The sequence below is a fragment of the Xanthomonas campestris pv. phormiicola genome (assembly GCA_025666215.1).
Lineage (GTDB): Bacteria > Pseudomonadota > Gammaproteobacteria > Xanthomonadales > Xanthomonadaceae > Xanthomonas_A > Xanthomonas_A campestris_A.
In genome coordinates this window covers 474,999-493,467 of sequence record CP102593.1, presented here as the reverse complement: position 1 = coordinate 493,467, position 18,469 = coordinate 474,999, and the positions used below count along the sequence as shown (strand labels likewise).

The following is an 18,469-nucleotide window of genomic DNA, read 5'->3' as shown; positions in this document are numbered from 1 at the left end:
GCGGATTCAGCGCGAGGGCGGCGCGGCCGCGGCCGGATCGTTGGCGATGCCATGGCCGGTGGCGGCCCAGTAAATGCCGCCGTACAGGTGTTCGAGGTAGCGCGGATCGTTGTAGGCCTCGGCCTGGTGGCCGAGGGCGGTGACGAACACGCGTGCGCCTTCGAAGCGGTGGTACCAGGCCACCGGGTGCGGCTTGCCCATGCCCTTGGCGACCTGGCCGGGCCAGATCAGCGTGGGGTCGTAGCTGGATTCGTCCACCGTCAGCAGCGTGACCAGGTCGTCGCTGTACGGCGGATCGTATTCGTACCACTCGTCCGACCACAGCCAGCGCTGCGGCAGGCCGGCGGTAGCGGGGAAGTTGTGGTCGACCACATCGACCATCGCGGTCTGCAGGTACGGATGGGTGCGGAACGCGCGGCCGATCAGGCGGTCGTACCAGTCCCACTGCCCGCGTGCGATCGCGAACGCCTTGTGCACCGCGACCACGCCGCCACCGCCGCGCACGTACTTCTGGAAATTGGCGCGCTGCGCAGGATTGAGGTCGGTGGCCGGCGTATTGAGCAGCACGATGGCCGCGTACTGCGACAGGTCGCCATCGAAGGCCTCGGCATTCCAGGCCCACACCAGCTCGAAGTAGTGCTGTCGCGCCAGCGCCTCGAACCGCGGCTTGGCCACCGGGATGTAGTCGTGGTGGTACTTGTTGGGAATCGCCGCGACCAGCACCTTGAACTGCCCGTCGGCGGCCAGCGCGGCGCCGGCCGGCAGCGACCAGGCCAGCAGCAACGACCATCCGCACAACACTGCGCGCATCCACTTCATGCAACTCCTCCTGTCCATCGATCCGGGCGCCTCCATCGGGATTCGAGAGGGTGGCGGTGGGCGGCATCGCACCGCCGTCCGCAGACGCTCCATCCCGGGCACTCCCGGCCTGGCGCGTCGCTGGATCCGATTGCGGACAGCATAGTCACTGGCGACAGCGCGACCACGCGGGCACGCACAATTTCATAGGCGCCTGCGCTTCCGGCATACCGATGGCCAGCGCGCGGCGGGCGTGTCCGCCGCAGCCCTCGCCGGCGGGCCACTTGCGGCGGCCTGCATCGCCCCAGCGCGCCCCCATCCTCCCGCGCAAAAAAACGCCAGGGCCTGCGCGCACCATGGCCGCGCCGACATGGCCGCGCCGATCCGACACCGTTACACTTGCCACCGTGGGCGCGCCTTGATCGCCAGGTCACCCCGCCCGTTTCCCGAAACACCCGTCCCTGCGCAGGCCGCCCTTCCCGCGGCAGCCGGTCGCATCGACAGCGCCAGCCAGGTGCCGACGTCCCGCGCACAGGCCTGCCCTGCGCACGCCGGGCGTCCCGCTCCAAGCCAGCAGCCAAACCCGACCGTCCTGCGGCGCTTCGTGCAGCGCCGTCGATGGCCATGCCTGCTTGCCACGGAGCCCTGCAATGACCCGTTTCCTCCCTCCCCGCCGTTTCCCGCGCCGCTGCGCCCTGGCCATGGCCTGCCTGCTCGCCAGCGTGCCGGCCTTCGCCGCCGAAGCGGCCGCCGACAGCGCCGCCGATAGCGACGTCACCACCCTGGACAAGGTCAGCGTCAAGGGTGAGCGCGCCGAAGGCTACAGCGTGCGCAAGACCACCGCCGGCACCCGCTTCGAACTGGCGCCGCGCGAGATCCCGCAGTCGGTGAGCATCATCAGCCACCAGCGCATCGAGGATCAGGGCCTGGACGACATCATCGACGTGCTGGAGAACACCACCGGCGTGTCCAACACCCGCTCGGACAGCGAGCGCTTCGAGTTCTACGCGCGCGGCTTCTACATCGACAACTACCAGTTCGACGGCATCCCGACCACGATGGTGCAGAACTGGAGCTACGGCGACTCGGCGCTGGACCTGGCCCTGTACGACCGCGTGGAAGTGGTGCGTGGCGCCACCGGGCTGATGACCGGCGCGGGCAACCCGTCGGCCTCGGTCAACCTGATCCGCAAGCACGCCGACAGCGCCGAGCTGACCGGCAGCGTGCAGGTCACCGCCGGCAGCTGGGGCAGGACCCGCTCGACGGTGGACGTCAGCACCCCGCTCAACGCCAGCGGCACGGTGCGCGCGCGGGTGATCGGCAGCTACCTGGATACCGACTCGTACGTGGACCGCTACCGCCAGAACAAGACCCTGGGCTATGCGGTGATCGACGCCGACCTGACCCCGGACACCCAGCTGAGCGTGGGCTACGACTACCAGAAGAAGCAGTCCGACGACGTCACCTGGGGCGGCTTCCCGCTGTGGTATTCCGACGGCAGCCGCACCGACTATGCGCGCTCGTTCAACCCGGCCGCCGACTGGACGTTCTGGGACACCACCACCAAGCGCGCCTTCGCCACGCTGCAGCACGATTTCGCCAGCGGCTGGAAACTCAAGGCCAACGCCACCCACGACCAGACCAACGTCACCGACAAGCTGTTCTACCCGTATTACACGATCTACGGCTTCGACAAGAACACCGGCGCCGGCGTGGTGCCCTACTCCGGCTACTACGTCACCGAGCGCAAGGTCGATGGCCTGGACGGCTATGCCGAAGGCCCGTTGCAGCTGTTCGGGCGCGAGCACGAACTGATGGCCGGGGTCAGCTACAACCGCCGCCGCTACGTCAACGACGGCGCGTTCGATTTCCCGGCGCCGATGGCCAGCTATCTGAACTGGACCGGCAACTATCCGGAGCCGGCCTGGTCGGCGCTGACCGAGTTCAGCCGCGGCACCGTCACCCAGAAGGCCGGCTATGCGGCCGCGCGCTTCTCGCTGGCCGATCCGCTGAAGCTGATCGTCGGCGCGCGCTACACCGACTGGAAGGTGGACGGCGCCGAAAGCGGCGTGCCCTACAGCAGCCGGCAGAAGGAAACCACGCCGTACGCCGGACTGGTCTACACGATCGACGAGGTGTGGTCGGCCTACGCCAGCTACACCGACATCTTCCAGCCGCAGACGTCGCGCACCCGCAGCGGCGCCTACCTGGATCCGGTGATCGGCAAGAGCTACGAGGCCGGGGTCAAGGCCGCCTGGTTCGACAACCGCCTCAACGCCTCGCTGTCGGTGTTCCGCATCGAACAGGACAACGTCGCGCAGGCGACCACCGAGTTCGTCCAGGGCACCACCGAGACGGCCTACGTCGCGGCGCAGGGCACGGTCAGCCGCGGCTTCGAGTTCGAGGTGAACGGCGAACTGGCGCCGGGCTGGAACGGCACCTTCGGCGCCTCGCGCTACGTCGCCAAGGATGCCGGCGGTGCGGACATCAACGCGCAGCTGCCGCAGACCACGCTCAAGCTCTACACCAGCTACACCCCGCGCCGCCTCACCGAGCTGACCTTCGGCGGCGGCGTCAACTGGCAGAACCGCATCTACTACGTCGATGCGCCCTACGGCCGCTTCGAGCAGGACGCCTATGCGCTGGTCAGCGCGTTCGCGCGCTACCGCCTGTCCGACGAATTCACGGTGCAGGCCAACCTCAACAACCTGCTGGACAAGAAGTACTACGCGCAGATCTACGGCTACGGCGCCTGGGGCGAACCGCGCAGCGGCGCGCTGAGCTTCACCTGGTCGTTCTGATCCGTCGTCCCGTCCGGCGCGCTGCGCCGGACGGGCCTGGTTTCGACCCGAATGCCGGTGGCCCGCGTCCACCGGCATTCGCGTTTTTCGGCGCCGCTACAGCCAGCCCTTCTGCCGCGCCAGCCGCGCCGCCTCGATGCGGTTGCCGACGCCTAGCTTGCCGATCGCTTCGGACAGATAGTTGCGCACCGTGCCGTGCGAAAGTCCGAGTTGCGCGGCGATGTCGCCGGCCGAGGCGCCCTCGCCGGCCAGGCGCAGCACCTGGCGCTCGCGGTCGTTGAGCGGATCGGCTTCGGACCAGGCTTCCAGCGCCAGTTCCGGATCGATCGCGCGGCCGCCGCGATGCACCTGGCGGATCGCATCGACCAGGCGCTCGGGCGGCGCGTCCTTCAACAGATAACCGCCGACACCGGCATCCAGCGCGCGGCGCAGGAAGCCGGGACGGGCGAAGGTGGTGACGATGACCACGCGGATCGGCAGTTGCTGGCGCTGCACCCGCTGCGCCAGTTCCAGGCCGCCGAGGCCGGGCATCTCGATGTCGGTGACCAGCAGGTCCGGCGTGTGCGCCTGCAGCGCGCGCCACGCGGCCTCGCCGTCGGCGGCGCTGGCGACCACTTCGATATCCGCTTCCAGGCCCAGCAGCGCGCCGAGCGCGCCGCGCACCATCGCCTGGTCTTCCGCCAGCACTAGTCGAATCACGCCTGCCCCCGGTCCCTATGGGCGCATTGTAGGGCGCCGGCCACAGCGACGCTCAGCGCAGCGCGGGATCCTGGCAGCCGCGCGCTTCCGGTGCGATCTCCGCTGCGGGCGGCGGCGCAGGCGGCGTGCGCGGCAACGGCGCCGACGCCAGCAGGCGCGTGCCCTGGCCGCGCTCGGACTCGATCCGCAACGCACCGCCCACCGCCTCCAGCCGTTCGCGCATGCTGGCCAGGCCGGTGCCCGGCTGCATCGGGCTGCCGCGACCATCGTCGCGGATCTCCAGCCACGCCTGGTCGCGCTCGCACCACAGCCGCAGCTGCGCATTGCCGGCGCCAGCGTGGCGCTGGATATTGGTGGCGGCCTCGCGCAGCACCATCGCGAATACCGTCTCCAGCTGCGCGCACTGCGGCAGCGCATCGACCTGGTAGCGGAACGTGACCCCGGAGGATTCCAGCAGCAGCTTGGCCGAGGCCATCTCCGCCGCCAGCTGCGCGGCGCGGATGCCGCTGACCGCACGCCGCACCTGGCCCAGCGCCTCGCGCGCGACCTGGCTGACGTCCTCCATTTCCTGCCGCGCCGCGGCCGGGTCGCGCGCCAGCAGGCGCGCGGCCAGGTCCGCCTTCAGCGCCACCAGCGACAGCGTGTGGCCGAGCAGATCGTGCAGATCGCGGCCGATGCGCTCGCGCTCGGCGACGCCGGCCAGGCGCCGCACTTCCTCGTGGCTCAGGCGCAGCTGCGCATCGGCGCGGGCGCGACGTTCGAAGCTGATGTTCATCAACCCCACCGCCAGACCCACCAGCACCGCACTGGTCATGTACAGCGGCGACCAGCCGCGCGCCCACCAGGCCAGCGCGAATGCGGCCAGCAGCAGCAGCATCCCCAGCAGCGCGCGCAATGGCCGGAAGCAGAACGGCAGGAACGCGCAGGCATAGATGATGTAGCACTGCGCGCCTGGGTTGTACGGCAGCAACACGAATCCCAGCGCAGCCATGCCGGCCACGCACCAGCGCAGGTAGCGGCGATGGCGGTAATAGGCGCAGTAATACAGCGCCAGGAACACGGCGTAGCTGACCATGGTCGGCCAGAACCAGCGGGTGAAGTAGTGCGGCTCGTACAGCGGGGTCACGAACAGCCAGATCGACCAGATCAGCGACAGCCACACGAACCAGTGCGCGCCGGGCCGGGCGGTGTTCCAGCCCAGGCGCCGTGAGATCAGCGAATCGGGCGAGGCGTGCAGCAAGGCGATCACGGCAGGCTCCAGGGGCGGACGCGCTGCCGCGCTCCATAGCATAGCGAGCGCGCAGGGATACCGCGCATCGGTGCGGGCGGCGTGGCTGCAATGAATGGTGCCGGCGTGGCCGCGCCGGCGCGGCAGAAGCCGGCCATCAGCCGCGGCGCAGGCGGCGGTGCGCCAGCGCATAGAACGCCACGGTCACCGCCAGCAGCGCGGCGACGTGACCGGCGCTGCTGCCGCCGCCATCCTGGCCGACCACGCGCAGTGCGAGCTGGCCCAGATGATAGGACGGCCACAGCGGCGCCAGCGTGGTCAGCAGCGACGGCAGCAGTTGCAACGGGATCCACAGGCCGGACAGGAACGCCATCGGCAGGTAGATCAGGTTGACCACCGCCGGCGCGCCGCTGCCGCCGACGCGGGCGCCGATGTACAGGCCGATCGCGCAGAACGGCAGCGTGCCCAGCACATCGATCAGCAGCAACAAGGCGCGCTGCGGCAGCGCCAGCCGTACCCCGCCGAGCGTGCTGCCCAGCAGTTGCAGCAACACCCCGATCGCCAGTGCGAACAGCATCGCCAGCACGGTGCGCGCCAGCAGCATTGCGCCCGGCGGCACCGGCATCGCGCGCTTGAGGGTCAGCAGGCCGCGTTCGCGGTCCAGCGCCAGGCCCACGCCGAAGCCGAACAGCGCCGGCGCCATCCCCCCGAACACGCCGTAGCTGGCCATCAGGTACACCGCGGCCGCGGGATTGCCGCGGTTGAGCACCACGCCGAACAGCAGGTAGAACATCGGCGGGAACAGCAGGGTCGGCAACGCGAACGACGGTGCGCGCAGCCAGCGCAGCAGTTCGTAGCGGATTTCGCGCAACAGCAGCGCCGCGTACGCGCGCAACGGCAACGCCGACGCGTCGTACGGCAGTGCGGCGGTTGCGCCATGCGCTGGCGCTGTGACGGGCTCGATGCGGCGTGGATCGTGAGCGTTCATGCGGCCTGCGCACGGGTGATGGCGAGGAAGGCGTCGGCCAGGCCGGCGCGCTTCACTTCCAGTTCGTCCAGCCCCGGATCGGCGGCGAGCAATTGCGCCACCACCGGCTCGGCGGGTTCGGCGACGATCTCCAACACGCCGTCGCGGGCTTCCACGCGGCGCACCTGCGGCCAGCTCGCCACCTGCGCCGCGGCGAGCGCGCTACGGCAGCGGATGGTGCGCTGCTCGAAGCGCGCCCGCAGCTGCGCCACGCTGCCCTCGGCGATCAGCGTGCCGCGTTGCAGCACCGCGACCCGGTCGGCCAGCGCCTCGGCCTCTTCCAGATAATGCGTGGTCAGCAGCACCGCGCAGCCGTCCGCGACCAGCTCCTGGATCGCCCGCCACAGGCCCTGCCGCGCCTCGATGTCCAGGCCGGTGCTGGGTTCGTCCAGGAACAGCACCTGCGGCCGCCCGCAGATCGCCATCGCGAACTGCACGCGCCGCTGCTGGCCGCCGGACAAGCCGCCGTAGCGGCGCGACATCAGGCCCTCCAGCCCGGCCAGCGCCACGCAATCGGCGACGCTGCGCGGGCGCCGGTAGTAGCCGCGCGCCTGCTCCAGCAGTTCGCCCACGCGCAGCGTGTCCGGCAGGCCGGCGGACTGCAGCATCACCCCGGCCTGGCGGCGCGCGCCGAGCGCACGCGGGTCCTGCCCGCACAGCTGCGCGCTGCCGGCATCGGCCACCTGCAGCCCGAGCAGCAGCGCCACCGCCGTGCTCTTGCCCGCGCCATTTGCGCCGAGCAGCGCCAGCAACTGGCCGCGCTGCAGCTGCAGGTCCACGCCATCCAGCGCGACCACCGCGCCGTAGCGTTTGTGCACGCCGCGCAGCTGCGCCAGCGGGAGAGTGTCGGGAGCGCGCATCGGCATGGACCGGTCGTGGCAGGAGCGGCCATGCTGCGCCGCGCCGTCGGCGCATCCCAGTGCGGCCCGTCAGCCGCGGCGGGTGACAGCTGTCACTGGCGATGGCCGCGCGATTGCCGCATGCTGCGCTCCACGCCATGGGGAATGGCGCCGCACCTGCCGCAGCGCAACGCAGAAAGTGACTTCCGGCAACTTGGAAGCGCGCGCCTCGCCGATCCACACTGCGCCTACCGATTCATCCAGGGACAAGATGAGTACCTCCGCCGATCTGCTCAAAGAACTCCGTATCGACCGCAAGGCACCGCCGAGCGAACCGCCGTCGCGGCGCGGGCTGTGGATCGCCGCGGCCGTGGCGCTGCTGCTCGCGCTCGGCGTCGGCGGCTGGCTGCTGTTCGGCCGCGGCAAGGCCGTCGAAGTGACCACCGCGCCGGTGGTGGCGATCGCCGCCGGCAGCAGCAGCGCCTCGGTGCTGGACGCCAGCGGTTACGTGGTGGCGCGGCGCATGGCCACGGTGTCGGCCAAGATCACCGGCAAGGTGCGCGAAGTGCTGATCGAGGAAGGCATGCGCGTGGAGCAGGGCCAGGTGATGGCGACGCTGGACCCGATCGACGCCGGCGCGCAGCGCCAGCTGTCGGCCTCGCAGCTGGACGCGGCGCGCAGCCAGGTGACCAACATGCAGGCGCAGCTGCGCCAGGCCGAAGCCGATGCGCAGCGGCTACAGACCCTGTCCGCGCAGCAGCTGGTGTCGCGCTCGCAATACGAGCAGGCGCTGTCGCAGCGCGACGCCTTGCGCGCGCAACTGCAGAGCGCGCAGCGCAACGTGGTGGTGGCCGGCAACCAGCTGTCGATCTCCGACCTCAACGTGGACAACACCATCGTGCGCGCGCCGTTCTCCGGCGTGGTCACCGCCAAGGCGGCGCAGCCTGGCGAGATCGTGTCGCCGCTGTCGGCCGGCGGCGGCTTCACCCGCACCGGCATCGGCACGGTGGTGGACATGGATTCGCTGGAGATCGAGGTGGAAGTGGGCGAGGCCTTCATCGGCCGGGTCAAGCCGGGCATGCCGGTGGAAGCCACGCTCAACGCCTACCCGGAGTGGAAGATCCCGGCCGAGGTGATCGCGATCATCCCCTCGGCCGACCGCGGCAAGGCCACGGTGAAGGTGCGCGTGGCGCTGAAGCAGAAGGACCCGCGGATCGTGCCGGAAATGGGCGTGCGCGTGAGCTTCCTGGAAGCGCCGCAGGCGCAGGCGCAGGACAAGCCGCCGGGCGTGCGCGCCCCGGGCGCGGCGATCGTCAAGCGCGGCGACCAGGACGTGGCGTTCGCGCTGAAGGAGGACAACACGGTCGAGCAGCGCGCGCTGAAGACCGGCATCGCCCTGGGCGACGACCGCCAGGTGCTGTCGGGCCTGGCGGCGGGCGACACGGTGGTGCTGGATCCGCCGGAGACGTTGCGCGACGGGGTCAAGGTGAAGCTGGCGGAGGCGAGCGAGCAATAGCGACGGATGCCTGCGAGGGACCGCGCTTCGCCGCGAGCCATCGCTGCCGCATGGCGCTCGCTTGGCCGAGATGCGGACGGCGTTTGCGCCGGTTCCCGGGCAGTGCATGTCGTAGGGGGAATGGCTCCAGCCCATCCTGTCATCGCGCCGCTTGGTTTCGCTCGTGCCGGATCGAGCCTGCAGCTGGCTGCAAACGCTTCAACCGCCACGCCGCATTAGCTGTTGCTCCAGCTCCAGAGATTGCCATTGATCCAGCTGTTGATCTTGCTTTGGCTGTCGCCGTGCTCCAGCTGTTGCTCGGCTGTGCTTTTGCTCTGCTCCAGCTGTTGCTCTGCTGTTGCTTTGCTTTTGCTTTTGACTTGCCGGGTTCCCTTCCGCAGCGGCGGATGGACCGGAAAAAAACCCGAAGGGCGGCGCACAGGGATGTGCGCCGCCGCTTCGGGGGTTTTCCCGCCCTATTCGCCGCTGCGGAAGGGACCCGGTAGAGCGAAAAGCTGAAGGGCAAAGCAAAAAAGGCAACTGCAACTGCAAGCGACACAAGTATCCGCGAACCGCCTCACCGCAATCGGTACATCCACCACCGTCCACTGCCAGGAACACCACCATGTCCACCCTCGTCAAACTGCGCAACGTCACCAAGACCTACCAGCGCGGGCCCGAGAAAGTACAAGTCCTGCACGGCATCGACCTGGACATCGCACGCGGCGACTTCGTCGCGTTGATGGGTCCCTCCGGCTCCGGCAAGACCACCCTGCTGAACCTGATCGGCGGCCTGGATACCCCCAGCGGCGGCGAGATCGAGATCGAAGGCGAACGCATCGACCGCATGAGCGGCGGCCAGCTGTCCACCTGGCGCAGCCAGCACGTCGGCTTCGTGTTCCAGTTCTACAACCTCATGCCCATGCTCACCGCGCAGAAGAACGTGGAACTGCCGCTGTTGCTGACCAACCTCGGCGCCGCCCAGCGCAAACGCAACGCCGAGATCGCGCTGACCCTGGTCAACCTGGCCGATCGCCGCAGCCACCGCCCCAACGAACTGTCCGGCGGCCAGCAGCAGCGCGTGGCGATCGCCCGCGCCATCGTCTCCGACCCCACCTTCCTGATCTGCGACGAACCCACCGGCGACCTGGACCGCACCGCCGCCGAGGAGATCCTGCACCTGCTGCAGCAGCTCAATCGCGAACACGGCAAGACCATCATCATGGTCACCCACGACCCCAAGGCCGCCGAGTACGCCAGCCACACCGTGCACCTGGACAAGGGCGAGCTGGTCGACGCGCCGCTCGTGGCGCATTGAATCGGCCGCTGCCGCCGCGCGGGTTCCGCGCCCCGGCATCCCGTCCCTTGGAGGATCGAACATGAAATATTTTTCGTTGATCTGGGCGCAGCTGTTCCGCAGCAAGACCCGCACCCTGCTGACCCTGCTGTCGGTGGTCGCCGCATTCCTGCTGTTCGGCATGCTCGACTCGGTACGCGTGGCGTTCAATTCCGGCGGCAGCGTCGAAGGCGCCAACCGGCTGATCGTGTCCTCGCGGCTGTCGATCACCCAGTCGCTGCCGGTCAGCCTGCAGTCGCAGATCGAATCGGTGCCGGGAGTGAAGAAGGTCACCTACGCGATGTGGTTCGGCGGCATCTACCGCGACCCGAAGAACTTCTTCCCGAACTTCTCGGTGGCGCCGAACTTCTTCGACGTGTACAGCGAATACGACGTGCCGCCGGCGCAGCTCAAGGCGTTCCGCGAGACACGCACCGCGGCGGCGGTGGGCGCGTCGCTGGCCAGGAAGAACGGCTGGAAGATCGGCGACACCATTCCGCTGCAGGCCACCATCTTCCCGCGCGGCGGCAGCAACGACTGGCCGCTGACCCTGACCACCATCTTCCACGTCAAGGACGCCAGGAACGTGCAGGCCGAGAACCAGTTGATGATGAACTGGAAGTACTTCGACGAGTCCAACGACTACATCAAGAACAAGGTCAGCTGGTACACCGTGCAGCTGGGCAGCGCCGAGCAGGCCTCGCGGGTGGCGCAGGCGATCGATGCGCTGTCGCTCAACTCCGACCACGAGACCAAGAGCCAGACCGAAGCCGCGTTCTCGCAGGCCTTCGCCAAGCAGTTCGCCGACGTCGGCCTGATCGTCACCGCGATCATGGCCGCGGTGTTCTTCACCCTGCTGCTGCTCACCGGCAACACCATGGCGCAGGCGGTGCGCGAGCGCATCCCGGAACTGGCGGTGCTGAAGACGCTCGGCTTCCGCGACGGCACCGTGCTGACCCTGGTGATGGTGGAGTCGGTGCTGCTGATCGTGCTCGGCGGCTTGATCGGCATGGGCCTGGCGGCGCTGATCATCCCCGGCGTGGCCGCGGCCAGCGGCGGCATGATGCCGATGCGCGGCGTACCGGCACAGACCTGGGGGGTGGCGTTGGGACTGATGGTCGCCATCGGCATCGTGGTCGGGTTGCTGCCGGCATTGCGCGCGCAGCGCCTGAAGATCGTGGACGCGCTGGCCGGGCGCTGAGCCCGCCGCCGCATTGTTCCCTTTCGCCTTCTCGGAAGACGCACTGATGAAACTCAAACTCTGGTTGGGAAATCTGCTCTCGCTGCTGCTGCTCGGCGCAGGGCTGGCGCTGTGGATCGCCTTGCCCTGGTACGGCCTGCTGGCGCTGGCGCTCGGCGTGGCGCTGTGGCTGCTGCTGACCCGCGGCGGCCGCCTGGCGCTGGCCGCCACCCGCATCGGCGTGGCCAGCCTGCCGCAGCGCTGGGGCGCCTCGTCGGTGATCGTGGTCGGCATCGCCGGCGTGGTCGGCGTGCTGGTGGCGATGCTGGCGATGGGCGAAGGCTTCCAGGCCACGCTCAACAGCACCGGCGACGACAGCACCGCGATCGTGCTGCGCGGCGGCTCCGGCGCGGAGACCAATTCGGTGATCACCCGCGACCAGGTGCCGCTGATCGCCAGCCTGGCCGGCGTGGCCAAGGGCGCCGACGGCAAGCCGCTGGTCTCCCCGGAGCTGTCGCAGGTGATCAACCTGCCGAGCAAGGCCGACGGCACCGACACCAACGTGCAGTTCCGCGGCGTCGGCGACGCCGGCTGGGCGGTGCACGACAAGCTCAGGATCGTCGAGGGCCGCCGCTTCGGCGCCGGCCTGCGCGAGATCGTGGTCGGCCAGGGCGCCAAGGCGCAGTTCCGCGGCCTGGACGTGGGCAAGACCCTGAGCCTGGGCCGCGAGCAATGGACCGTGGTCGGCGTGTTCGCTTCCGGCGACGCGCACGATTCGGAACTGTGGGCCGATGCGCAGACCCTGGCGTCCACCTACAACCGCAGCGCCTACCAGTCGATCAGCGTGCGTAACGCCGGCAAGGACGGCTACGCCCAGTTCAAGGCGGCGATGGCCGCCGACCCGCGGCTCAAGCTCGACGTGGAAACCACCCGCGCCTACTACGCCAAGCAGGGCGGCAACCTCAGCAAGCTGATCAGCATCCTCGGCACCGTGATCGGCGCGATCATGGCGGTCGGCGCGGTGTTCGGCGCGCTCAACACCATGTACGCGGCGGTGGCCACCCGCGCCCGCGAGATCGCCACGATGCGCGCGATCGGCTTCCGCGGCCTGCCGGTGGTGACCGCGGTGATGCTGGAGACGATGCTGCTGGCGCTGCTCGGCGGGGTGCTCGGCGGGCTGATCGCCTGGGCCATCTTCAACGGCTACAGCGTGTCCACCCTGGGCAGCAACTTCAGCCAGGTGGTGTTCCAGTTCAAGGTCTCCCCCGCGCTGCTGTGGAGCGGGCTGAAGTGGGCGCTGGGCATCGGCCTGGTCGGCGGGCTGTTCCCGGCGCTGCGCGCGGCGCGGCTGCCGATCACCACCGCCCTGCGTGCGCTGTAGCGGCCGCCCTGCGTCCCCCGGCAGGCGCGCCATGCTTGCTGCCCGGCTCGGCGAAGGCCAGGCCGGGGCGGACCCGTCCGCTTGCGCAAGCGCGGCACTGCGGGTCCGGCGCGGCGTGCCGCAAGCCGGCGCCGCCATGCCCCGACCTGAATGCCAGGCTGCACCACGCGCCGCCGAGCGAGTCCCACGCAGGCCCGGCGTGGCCGACACGCAGGCCGCAAAGCGCCGCAGCGCAAGGCGCGGCCGGGAACACCGGGCCGGCGGCCGCGCCTCGGCGCCCCGCACCCGGCGCGCGTCATGGTTTCGTCATCCAATTGCGGTAGAGCCGCGCCGGCGAAGACGCTAGCCTGCGCGGCCGTTCATCCACCGCCTATCGCCATGCCGTCGCGCCTCCGCCTGCTGCTCGTCCTCTGCACCAGCCTGTGCCTGGCCGCCGGCTGCCTGGCCGCCCGCTCCGCCACCTCGCTCAGCGACCGCCTGGTCGCGCCGGGCGGCGTGTCGCCGCTGATGGACGAGGAACGCATCCAGGGCCTGCTGGCCACGCTGCCCAACCGCAGCGGGCACGTGCTCACCCCGGCCGGGATCCCGATCTTCTGGCGCGCGATCGATCCGGGCGACTACCGCATGCGCTACCGCTACGAGCACGCCGGCCGCGACGCCAACGGCCACGAGCACGCCGATTTCGCGATGGACGTGGCCGCCCCGCAGCCCGGCACCCGCGCCGCGCCGCGCGGCACCGTGGTGCTGCTGCACGGCTGGATGATGGATGGCGATTCGCTGCTGCCGTGGTCGCTGGACCTGGCCCAGGCCGGCTACCGCAGCATCAGCATCGACCTGCGCAACCACGGCCGCTCCGGCGGCGGCCTGGCCGGCTACGGCACCCGCGAATCCGACGACGTGGTCGCGGTGATCCGCGCGCTGCGCGCGCGCGGCGAGGTGCAGGGCCCGCTGTACCTGTTCGGCGTCTCCTACGGCGCCGCCACCGCGCTGTTCACCGCGCAGAAGCTGGGCGGCGAGGTCGAGGGCGTGGTCGCGATGGAGTCCTTCGCCAACGCCGGGCGCGGCATCCGCGACATGATCCCGCACATGCTCGCCAGCCGCCCACAGGGCTGGATGGCCAGCGCGGCGATGGACCTGGCGCGCTGGCGCTACGGCGGGCAGAACCTGGACGCGGTCATCGCCAACGCCAACCAGCGCCTGGCGCTGAACCTGGACCAGGTCGATGTGACCGCCGCCGCGCGCACCGCGCCGGCCTGCCTGCTGCTGCTGCACGGCAGCGCCGACCAGCACATCCCGGTCGCGCACGGCCGCCTGCTGGCGCTGGATGCGCCGCGCGCGCACTACCTGGAGATGCCCGGCGAGAACCACATCAGCCTGCCGATGCGGCTGGACCTGCTGGCGCCGACCGTGGAGGACTGGTTCGCCGAACTGCCGGCGCAGCGCCACGACGGCCACTGCCCGCAGCCGCTGGCGCCGCGCGTGGACGCCGAGCAGCAGCTGACGGGTACCCCGATTGCGAGCGCCAGCCGGGGTTGAGCCGGGATTGGGGATTCGCAAGGGCCGAAGCCGCTCACAGCGGGGGCGTAGCGGCCCGCGCAGGTCGCTGTTACGAATCCCCAATCCCGAATCCCCAATCCCGGCCTCTCAGCCCCCCCGCCGCCGCCAGCCCGAGCGCCACAGGCTTTCGCCCGCGAACAGCAACAGGCCGACCCAGATCGCGGCGAAGCCGACCGCCTTGCCGCTGTCGAACGGCTCGCGGAAGAACCACACCCCGAGCAGCAACTGCAGGCTCGGCGCGATGTACTGCAGCAAGCCGACCAGCGACAGCGGAATGCGCCGCACGCCGTAGGCGAACCCGATCAGCGGCACCGCGGTGACCACGCCGCCGAACGCCAGCAGCAGATCGTTGCGCCAGCCCCAGCCGGCGGCGAAACCGCCACCGTGTCCGCTCTCGCTCCACAGCACGAAACCCAGCGCCGGCAGGAACAGGTACAGGCTCTCCACGCCCAGTCCGGCCACCGCATCCACCTGCACCAGCTTGCGCAGCAGGCCATACAGCCCGAACGAGGCGGCCAGGCTCAGCGCGATCCACGGCAACGCCCCGGCATCGACGGTGAGCCAGGCCACGCCGAGCGCGGCGCACGCCACCGCCAGCCACTGCAGTCCACGCAGCCGCTCCTTCAGCACCAGCACGCCGAGCAACACGTTGACCAGCGGATTGATGAAATAGCCCAGGCTGGCCTCGATCACGTGGCCGGCATTGATTGCCCAGATGTACAGGCTCCAGTTGAACGCGATCGCCAGGCTGCTCAGCGCCAGGATGGCCAGCGCACGCGGCTGCGCGGCGATGCTGCGCCACCACTGCAGGCGCGTGCTGTACAGCAGCCAGGCCACCACCAGCACCGCGCTCCAGACGATGCGGTGGGCGATGATGGAGGCCGACGGCACCGCCTTGAGCAGATGCCAGTACACCGGCACCACGCCCCATAGCGCGAAGGTCAGCGCGGTGATCACCAGGCCGCGACGCGTCTCCTGCTCGGTGACGCTCATCGCCGCGTCCGCGCCACGGTGATGACCACCACGCCGGCCAGGATCACCGCCATCGCGCCCAGGTCGCTGGCGCTGAAGCGCTCGCCGCCGAGCCAGCTGCCCAGCGCCACCGCGATCACCGGATTGACGTAGGCATAGCTGCCGGCCAGCACCGGGCGCACGTTCTGCAGCAGCCACACGTAGGCGGTGAAGGCCACGATCGAGCCGAACACGCATAGGTAGGCGACCGCCATCAACGCATGCGGGGTCGGCCAGGCATGCGGGCGTTCGCCGCTCAGCACCCCCGCGGTGACCAGCAGCGCGCCGCCGCACAGCATCTGCCCGGCCGCGGCCATGAACGGCGTCGGCAGATCGCGACCGCGCGACCACACCGACCCGAACGCCCAGCCGATCGGCGCGATCAGCAGCAGCACCAGGCTCTTGGGGCTGGCGCTGAGGCTGCTGCCGGCGTTGAGCCACAGCACGCCGGCGAAGCCGACCACGATGCCCAGCCACTCGCCGCGGCTGGCGTGCTGCCCGCGCAACGCACCGAACAGCGCCATCCACAGCGGCACCGAGGCCACCGCGACCGCGGCCAGGCCGGAGGACACCTGGCGTTCGGCCAGCACCACCATGCCGTTGCCGCACAACAGCAGCAGCGCGCCGAGCACGGTCAGCGCGCGCCACTGCGCGCGCGTCGGCGGCGCCACGCCGCGCCAGCGCAGCACCGCGTACAGCAGCGAGCCGGCGATCACGAAGCGCAGTCCCGAGACCATGCTCAACGGCGGCGTGCCGCCCTCCAGCGCGAAGCGGATCGCCAGATAGGTCGACCCCCAGACCACGTAGACCAGCAGCAGCGCAAGGACCACGAAACCGCCGCGCGCGGGCACGGCGGCGACGGGAGAAGACGGGGACGACGACATGCGCAGAAGGACCTGGCGGTGTGGAGAGGGATTCTAGGCCGCGACGACGACCAGCGACAGCGACGCGGCACGCCATCCACGGCACGCTGTTTTGCGCGTGGCGCACGCGCCGCCTTCTCGACGCATCGACGGCGCATGATCGATATCCGATCGCGGCAGCGCACCCGCTTTCCGCGCACGAGCAGCTCTGGCGACGTCGGCCCATCGATGCCGCGCGCCGCCGGCAGACTCGCCCGCGTCGGGACTGAAGCCCCTCCCACAGTGCACCCAGCACGCTCGCCGCAACCCCCTTGTGGGAGCGACTTCAGTCGCGACGAGCGAAGCCGGGAACAACAGCCAAGGACGGTGTCAGGACGGACAGCGCCGGGGTGAAGCCCCTCCCACAGTGCACCCAGCACGCTCGCCGCAAATCCCTTGTGGGAGCGACTTCAGTCGCGACGAGCGGAGTCGGCCAAGCCTGATGGCCCGGAAACCCGGCGGGGCGATGGCCACATGCCACCGGATACCATTTCCGGCCCGCGGCCATATCACTTCAGCGCCGCACAATCTCAGCGCCGCGCCGCCTCGCTCGCATCGCGCGCCGGCTTGAATTCGGAACCCTCGTCCCAGCGCGGCCATTCGCGGCTGTCGGCCAGGCGCTGGCCCAGGTCGTACAGCAGCAGCGTGTCGGCGGCATGCCCGGCCGGATCCCAGGACGCGTTCCAGCGATCGCAGGGCTGGTGGTAGCAGTCGGCGAAATAGCGGTCGCGGATCGCCTTGCCGGCCGCCACGCCGCCGTCCAGCCTGTCCAAGCCAGGCCCCACGGTGATCGCCGGCACGCCGGCGCGGGCGAAGGCGAAATGGTCGGCGCGGTAGAAGAAGCCCGCCTCCAGGTTCGGATCCGGCGAATAGGCGCGGCCGCGCGCCTGCGCCGCGGCGGCCAGATCGCGTTCCAGCGACACCCGCCCGCGGCCCCACGAGGCGATGTCGCGGGTGGCGCCGTCGGGGCTGAACATCTCGCTGTTGATCACCGCCACGGTGGTCGCCAGCGGCGCCAGCGGATGCGCGACGTAGTAGGTCGCGCCGAGCAGGCCCTTCTCCTCGGCGGTGAGCGCAATGAAATACAGCGTGCGCTGCGGCCGCGGCCCGGCCGCGAACACCCGCGCCAGCTCCAGCACGCTGGCCACGCCGGTGGCGTTGTCGATCGCGCCATGGCGGATGCGGTCGCCGCCGGCGTCGGCCGCGCCGAGGCCGAACGCGTCCCAATGCGCCGAGTAGATGATGGTCTCCTCCGGGTGCGTGGCGCCTTCCAGCTTGGCCACCACGTTGTGGGTGACCACGCGCTCGCGCTTGAGCGCGAAGCGCACCGACAGCGTCGCATCGCCCAGCGCCTGCGGGCGGAAGTCGGCGCGCTGCGTGCGCTGCTTCTCCGCCTCGAAATCCAGCCCGGCGCGCTGGAACAGCGACACCGCCAGCGCGCGCTGCATCCAGCCGCGCACCGGCACGTGCTGCGCGCGCGCCTGCGCGTCGCTGCGCTCGATGTCGAACAGCGGCGACAGCCCGGAACTCTTCACCGTGGCCCAGCCGTACGCGGCCGGCGCGGTCTCGTGCACGATCAGCACGCCGGCCGCGCCCCGCCGCGCGGCTTCCTCGTACTTGTAGGTCCAGCGCCCGTAGTAGGTGACCGCACGGCCGTCGAAGGCGCCGGGCTGCGGCGTCTCGAAGTCGGCGTCGTTGATCAGCATCACCGCGATCCTGCCCTTCAGGTCCACGCCCTTGTAGTCGTCCCAGCCGCGCTCGGGCGCATGGATGCCGTAGCCGACGAACACCAGCGGCGCGTCCTTCAGCGCCACCTTGCTGCCGGGGCGCAGGCTCTGCAGCACCACGTCCTCGCCGTTGACCAGCGCCTGCGAAGCGCCAGCCACGCGCAGCGTCGCCGTCACCGGCCCGTCCACCTGCGCGCGCACCAACGGCACCGCCTGGGTCCAGCCGCCGTTGTCGCCGCCCGGCTGCACGCCGGCCAGGCGGAACTGTTCGCTGAGATAGGCGATGGTCTTGTCCTCGCCCGGCGTGGCCGGCGCGCGGCCCTCGAACGCATCGGACGCCAGCGTGCGCACATGCCGCTCCAGCGCCTGCGCATCGATGCCGCCGCCAGGCAGCGCCTCGTTGGCCGCCTGCGCGGCGCCCCCCATGAACAGGCAGGCGGACAGCAGCAACATACGCATCGGATTCACGGCAACGACCTGGAAAACAG

Annotated in this window: 14 protein-coding genes; 6 read left to right on the top strand and 8 right to left on the bottom strand. The window is 70.4% G+C overall.

Annotation, left to right across the window (positions count from 1 at the left end; all coding sequences use genetic code 11):
• Positions 1-6 precede the first annotated feature (6 nt).
• A complete protein-coding gene (locus tag NRY95_01985) occupies positions 7-810 on the bottom strand; it encodes a ThuA domain-containing protein (GenBank protein ID UYC18468.1) in 804 nt (267 codons plus the stop codon).
• Between the two features lie 638 nt (positions 811-1,448).
• Here NRY95_01985 and fhuE point away from each other — a divergent pair.
• Positions 1,449-3,599 (top strand): ferric-rhodotorulic acid/ferric-coprogen receptor FhuE, encoded by a 2,151-nt coding sequence (fhuE, locus tag NRY95_01980; GenBank protein ID UYC16776.1) that lies wholly within the window; start codon positions 1,449-1,451, stop codon positions 3,597-3,599.
• Positions 3,600-3,695: 96 nt separating this feature from the next.
• On the opposite strand, the gene NRY95_01975 is transcribed toward fhuE, so the two are convergent.
• The 4 genes from NRY95_01975 to NRY95_01960 form a co-directional block, all read right to left on the bottom strand.
• Positions 3,696-4,298, bottom strand: coding sequence for a response regulator transcription factor (locus NRY95_01975; GenBank protein ID UYC16775.1), 603 nt, complete (start codon positions 4,296-4,298; stop codon positions 3,696-3,698).
• A gap of 52 nt (positions 4,299-4,350) precedes the next feature.
• Positions 4,351-5,547, bottom strand: a complete 1,197-nt coding sequence (locus NRY95_01970) for a sensor histidine kinase (protein ID UYC16774.1) — start codon at positions 5,545-5,547, stop codon at positions 4,351-4,353.
• A gap of 136 nt (positions 5,548-5,683) precedes the next feature.
• Positions 5,684-6,514, bottom strand: coding sequence for an ABC transporter permease (locus tag NRY95_01965; GenBank protein UYC16773.1), 831 nt, complete (start codon positions 6,512-6,514; stop codon positions 5,684-5,686).
• Complete coding sequence (locus NRY95_01960; protein UYC16772.1) at positions 6,511-7,419, bottom strand: ABC transporter ATP-binding protein; 909 nt, start codon at positions 7,417-7,419, stop codon at positions 6,511-6,513. The genes NRY95_01965 and NRY95_01960 overlap by 4 nt, the downstream gene beginning before the upstream one ends.
• A gap of 244 nt (positions 7,420-7,663) precedes the next feature.
• On the opposite strand from NRY95_01960, the gene NRY95_01955 reads away from it, so the two are divergent.
• The 5 genes from NRY95_01955 (at position 7,664) to NRY95_01935 (ending at position 14,320) form a co-directional block, all read left to right on the top strand.
• A complete protein-coding gene (locus NRY95_01955; protein UYC16771.1) occupies positions 7,664-8,908 on the top strand; it encodes an efflux RND transporter periplasmic adaptor subunit in 1,245 nt (414 codons plus the stop codon).
• Positions 8,909-9,512: 604 nt separating this feature from the next.
• The gene (locus tag NRY95_01950) at positions 9,513-10,205 is read left to right on the top strand and encodes an ABC transporter ATP-binding protein (protein ID UYC16770.1); all 693 of its coding nucleotides are present in this window, start codon (positions 9,513-9,515) and stop codon (positions 10,203-10,205) included.
• 61 nt (positions 10,206-10,266) lie between these two features.
• Positions 10,267-11,424 (top strand): FtsX-like permease family protein, encoded by a 1,158-nt coding sequence (locus tag NRY95_01945; GenBank protein UYC16769.1) that lies wholly within the window; start codon positions 10,267-10,269, stop codon positions 11,422-11,424.
• Between the two features lie 46 nt (positions 11,425-11,470).
• On the top strand, positions 11,471-12,784 hold the full coding sequence (locus tag NRY95_01940; protein UYC16768.1) for an ABC transporter permease: 1,314 nt from the start codon (positions 11,471-11,473) through the stop codon (positions 12,782-12,784).
• A gap of 378 nt (positions 12,785-13,162) precedes the next feature.
• The gene (locus NRY95_01935; GenBank protein ID UYC16767.1) at positions 13,163-14,320 is read left to right on the top strand and encodes an alpha/beta hydrolase; all 1,158 of its coding nucleotides are present in this window, start codon (positions 13,163-13,165) and stop codon (positions 14,318-14,320) included.
• 108 nt (positions 14,321-14,428) lie between these two features.
• On the opposite strand, the gene rarD is transcribed toward NRY95_01935, so the two are convergent.
• The 3 genes from rarD to NRY95_01920 form a co-directional block, all read right to left on the bottom strand.
• Complete coding sequence (gene rarD / locus NRY95_01930) at positions 14,429-15,334, bottom strand: EamA family transporter RarD (protein ID UYC16766.1); 906 nt, start codon at positions 15,332-15,334, stop codon at positions 14,429-14,431.
• Positions 15,331-16,236 (bottom strand): drug/metabolite exporter YedA, encoded by a 906-nt coding sequence (gene yedA, locus NRY95_01925; GenBank protein ID UYC16765.1) that lies wholly within the window; start codon positions 16,234-16,236, stop codon positions 15,331-15,333. Before yedA ends, rarD begins: the two co-directional genes overlap by 4 nt.
• 548 nt (positions 16,237-16,784) lie before the next feature.
• Positions 16,785-18,440: a M28 family metallopeptidase gene (locus tag NRY95_01920; GenBank protein ID UYC16764.1), complete on the bottom strand. Its 1,656-nt coding sequence runs from the start codon at positions 18,438-18,440 to the stop codon at positions 16,785-16,787.
• Positions 18,441-18,469: the final 29 nt, after the last annotated feature.

What these genes read in the sequence shown, in the direction of transcription:
- NRY95_01940 (UYC16768.1), top strand. Translation starts at nt 11,471, where the DNA reads ATGAAACTCAAACTCTGGTTGGGAAATCTGCTCTCGCTGCTGCTGCTC.
- fhuE (UYC16776.1), top strand. Translation starts at nt 1,449, where the DNA reads ATGACCCGTTTCCTCCCTCCCCGCCGTTTCCCGCGCCGCTGCGCCCTG.
- NRY95_01945 (UYC16769.1), top strand. Translation starts at nt 10,267, where the DNA reads ATGAAATATTTTTCGTTGATCTGGGCGCAGCTGTTCCGCAGCAAGACC.
- NRY95_01920 (UYC16764.1), bottom strand. Translation starts at nt 18,440, where the DNA reads ATGCGTATGTTGCTGCTGTCCGCCTGCCTGTTCATGGGGGGCGCCGCG.
- NRY95_01955 (UYC16771.1), top strand. Translation starts at nt 7,664, where the DNA reads ATGAGTACCTCCGCCGATCTGCTCAAAGAACTCCGTATCGACCGCAAG.
- NRY95_01935 (UYC16767.1), top strand. Translation starts at nt 13,163, where the DNA reads ATGCCGTCGCGCCTCCGCCTGCTGCTCGTCCTCTGCACCAGCCTGTGC.
- rarD (UYC16766.1), bottom strand. Translation starts at nt 15,334, where the DNA reads ATGAGCGTCACCGAGCAGGAGACGCGTCGCGGCCTGGTGATCACCGCG.
- NRY95_01960 (UYC16772.1), bottom strand. Translation starts at nt 7,419, where the DNA reads ATGCCGATGCGCGCTCCCGACACTCTCCCGCTGGCGCAGCTGCGCGGC.
- NRY95_01985 (UYC18468.1), bottom strand. Translation starts at nt 810, where the DNA reads ATGCGCGCAGTGTTGTGCGGATGGTCGTTGCTGCTGGCCTGGTCGCTG.
- NRY95_01950 (UYC16770.1), top strand. Translation starts at nt 9,513, where the DNA reads ATGTCCACCCTCGTCAAACTGCGCAACGTCACCAAGACCTACCAGCGC.
- NRY95_01965 (UYC16773.1), bottom strand. Translation starts at nt 6,514, where the DNA reads ATGAACGCTCACGATCCACGCCGCATCGAGCCCGTCACAGCGCCAGCG.
- yedA (UYC16765.1), bottom strand. Translation starts at nt 16,236, where the DNA reads ATGTCGTCGTCCCCGTCTTCTCCCGTCGCCGCCGTGCCCGCGCGCGGC.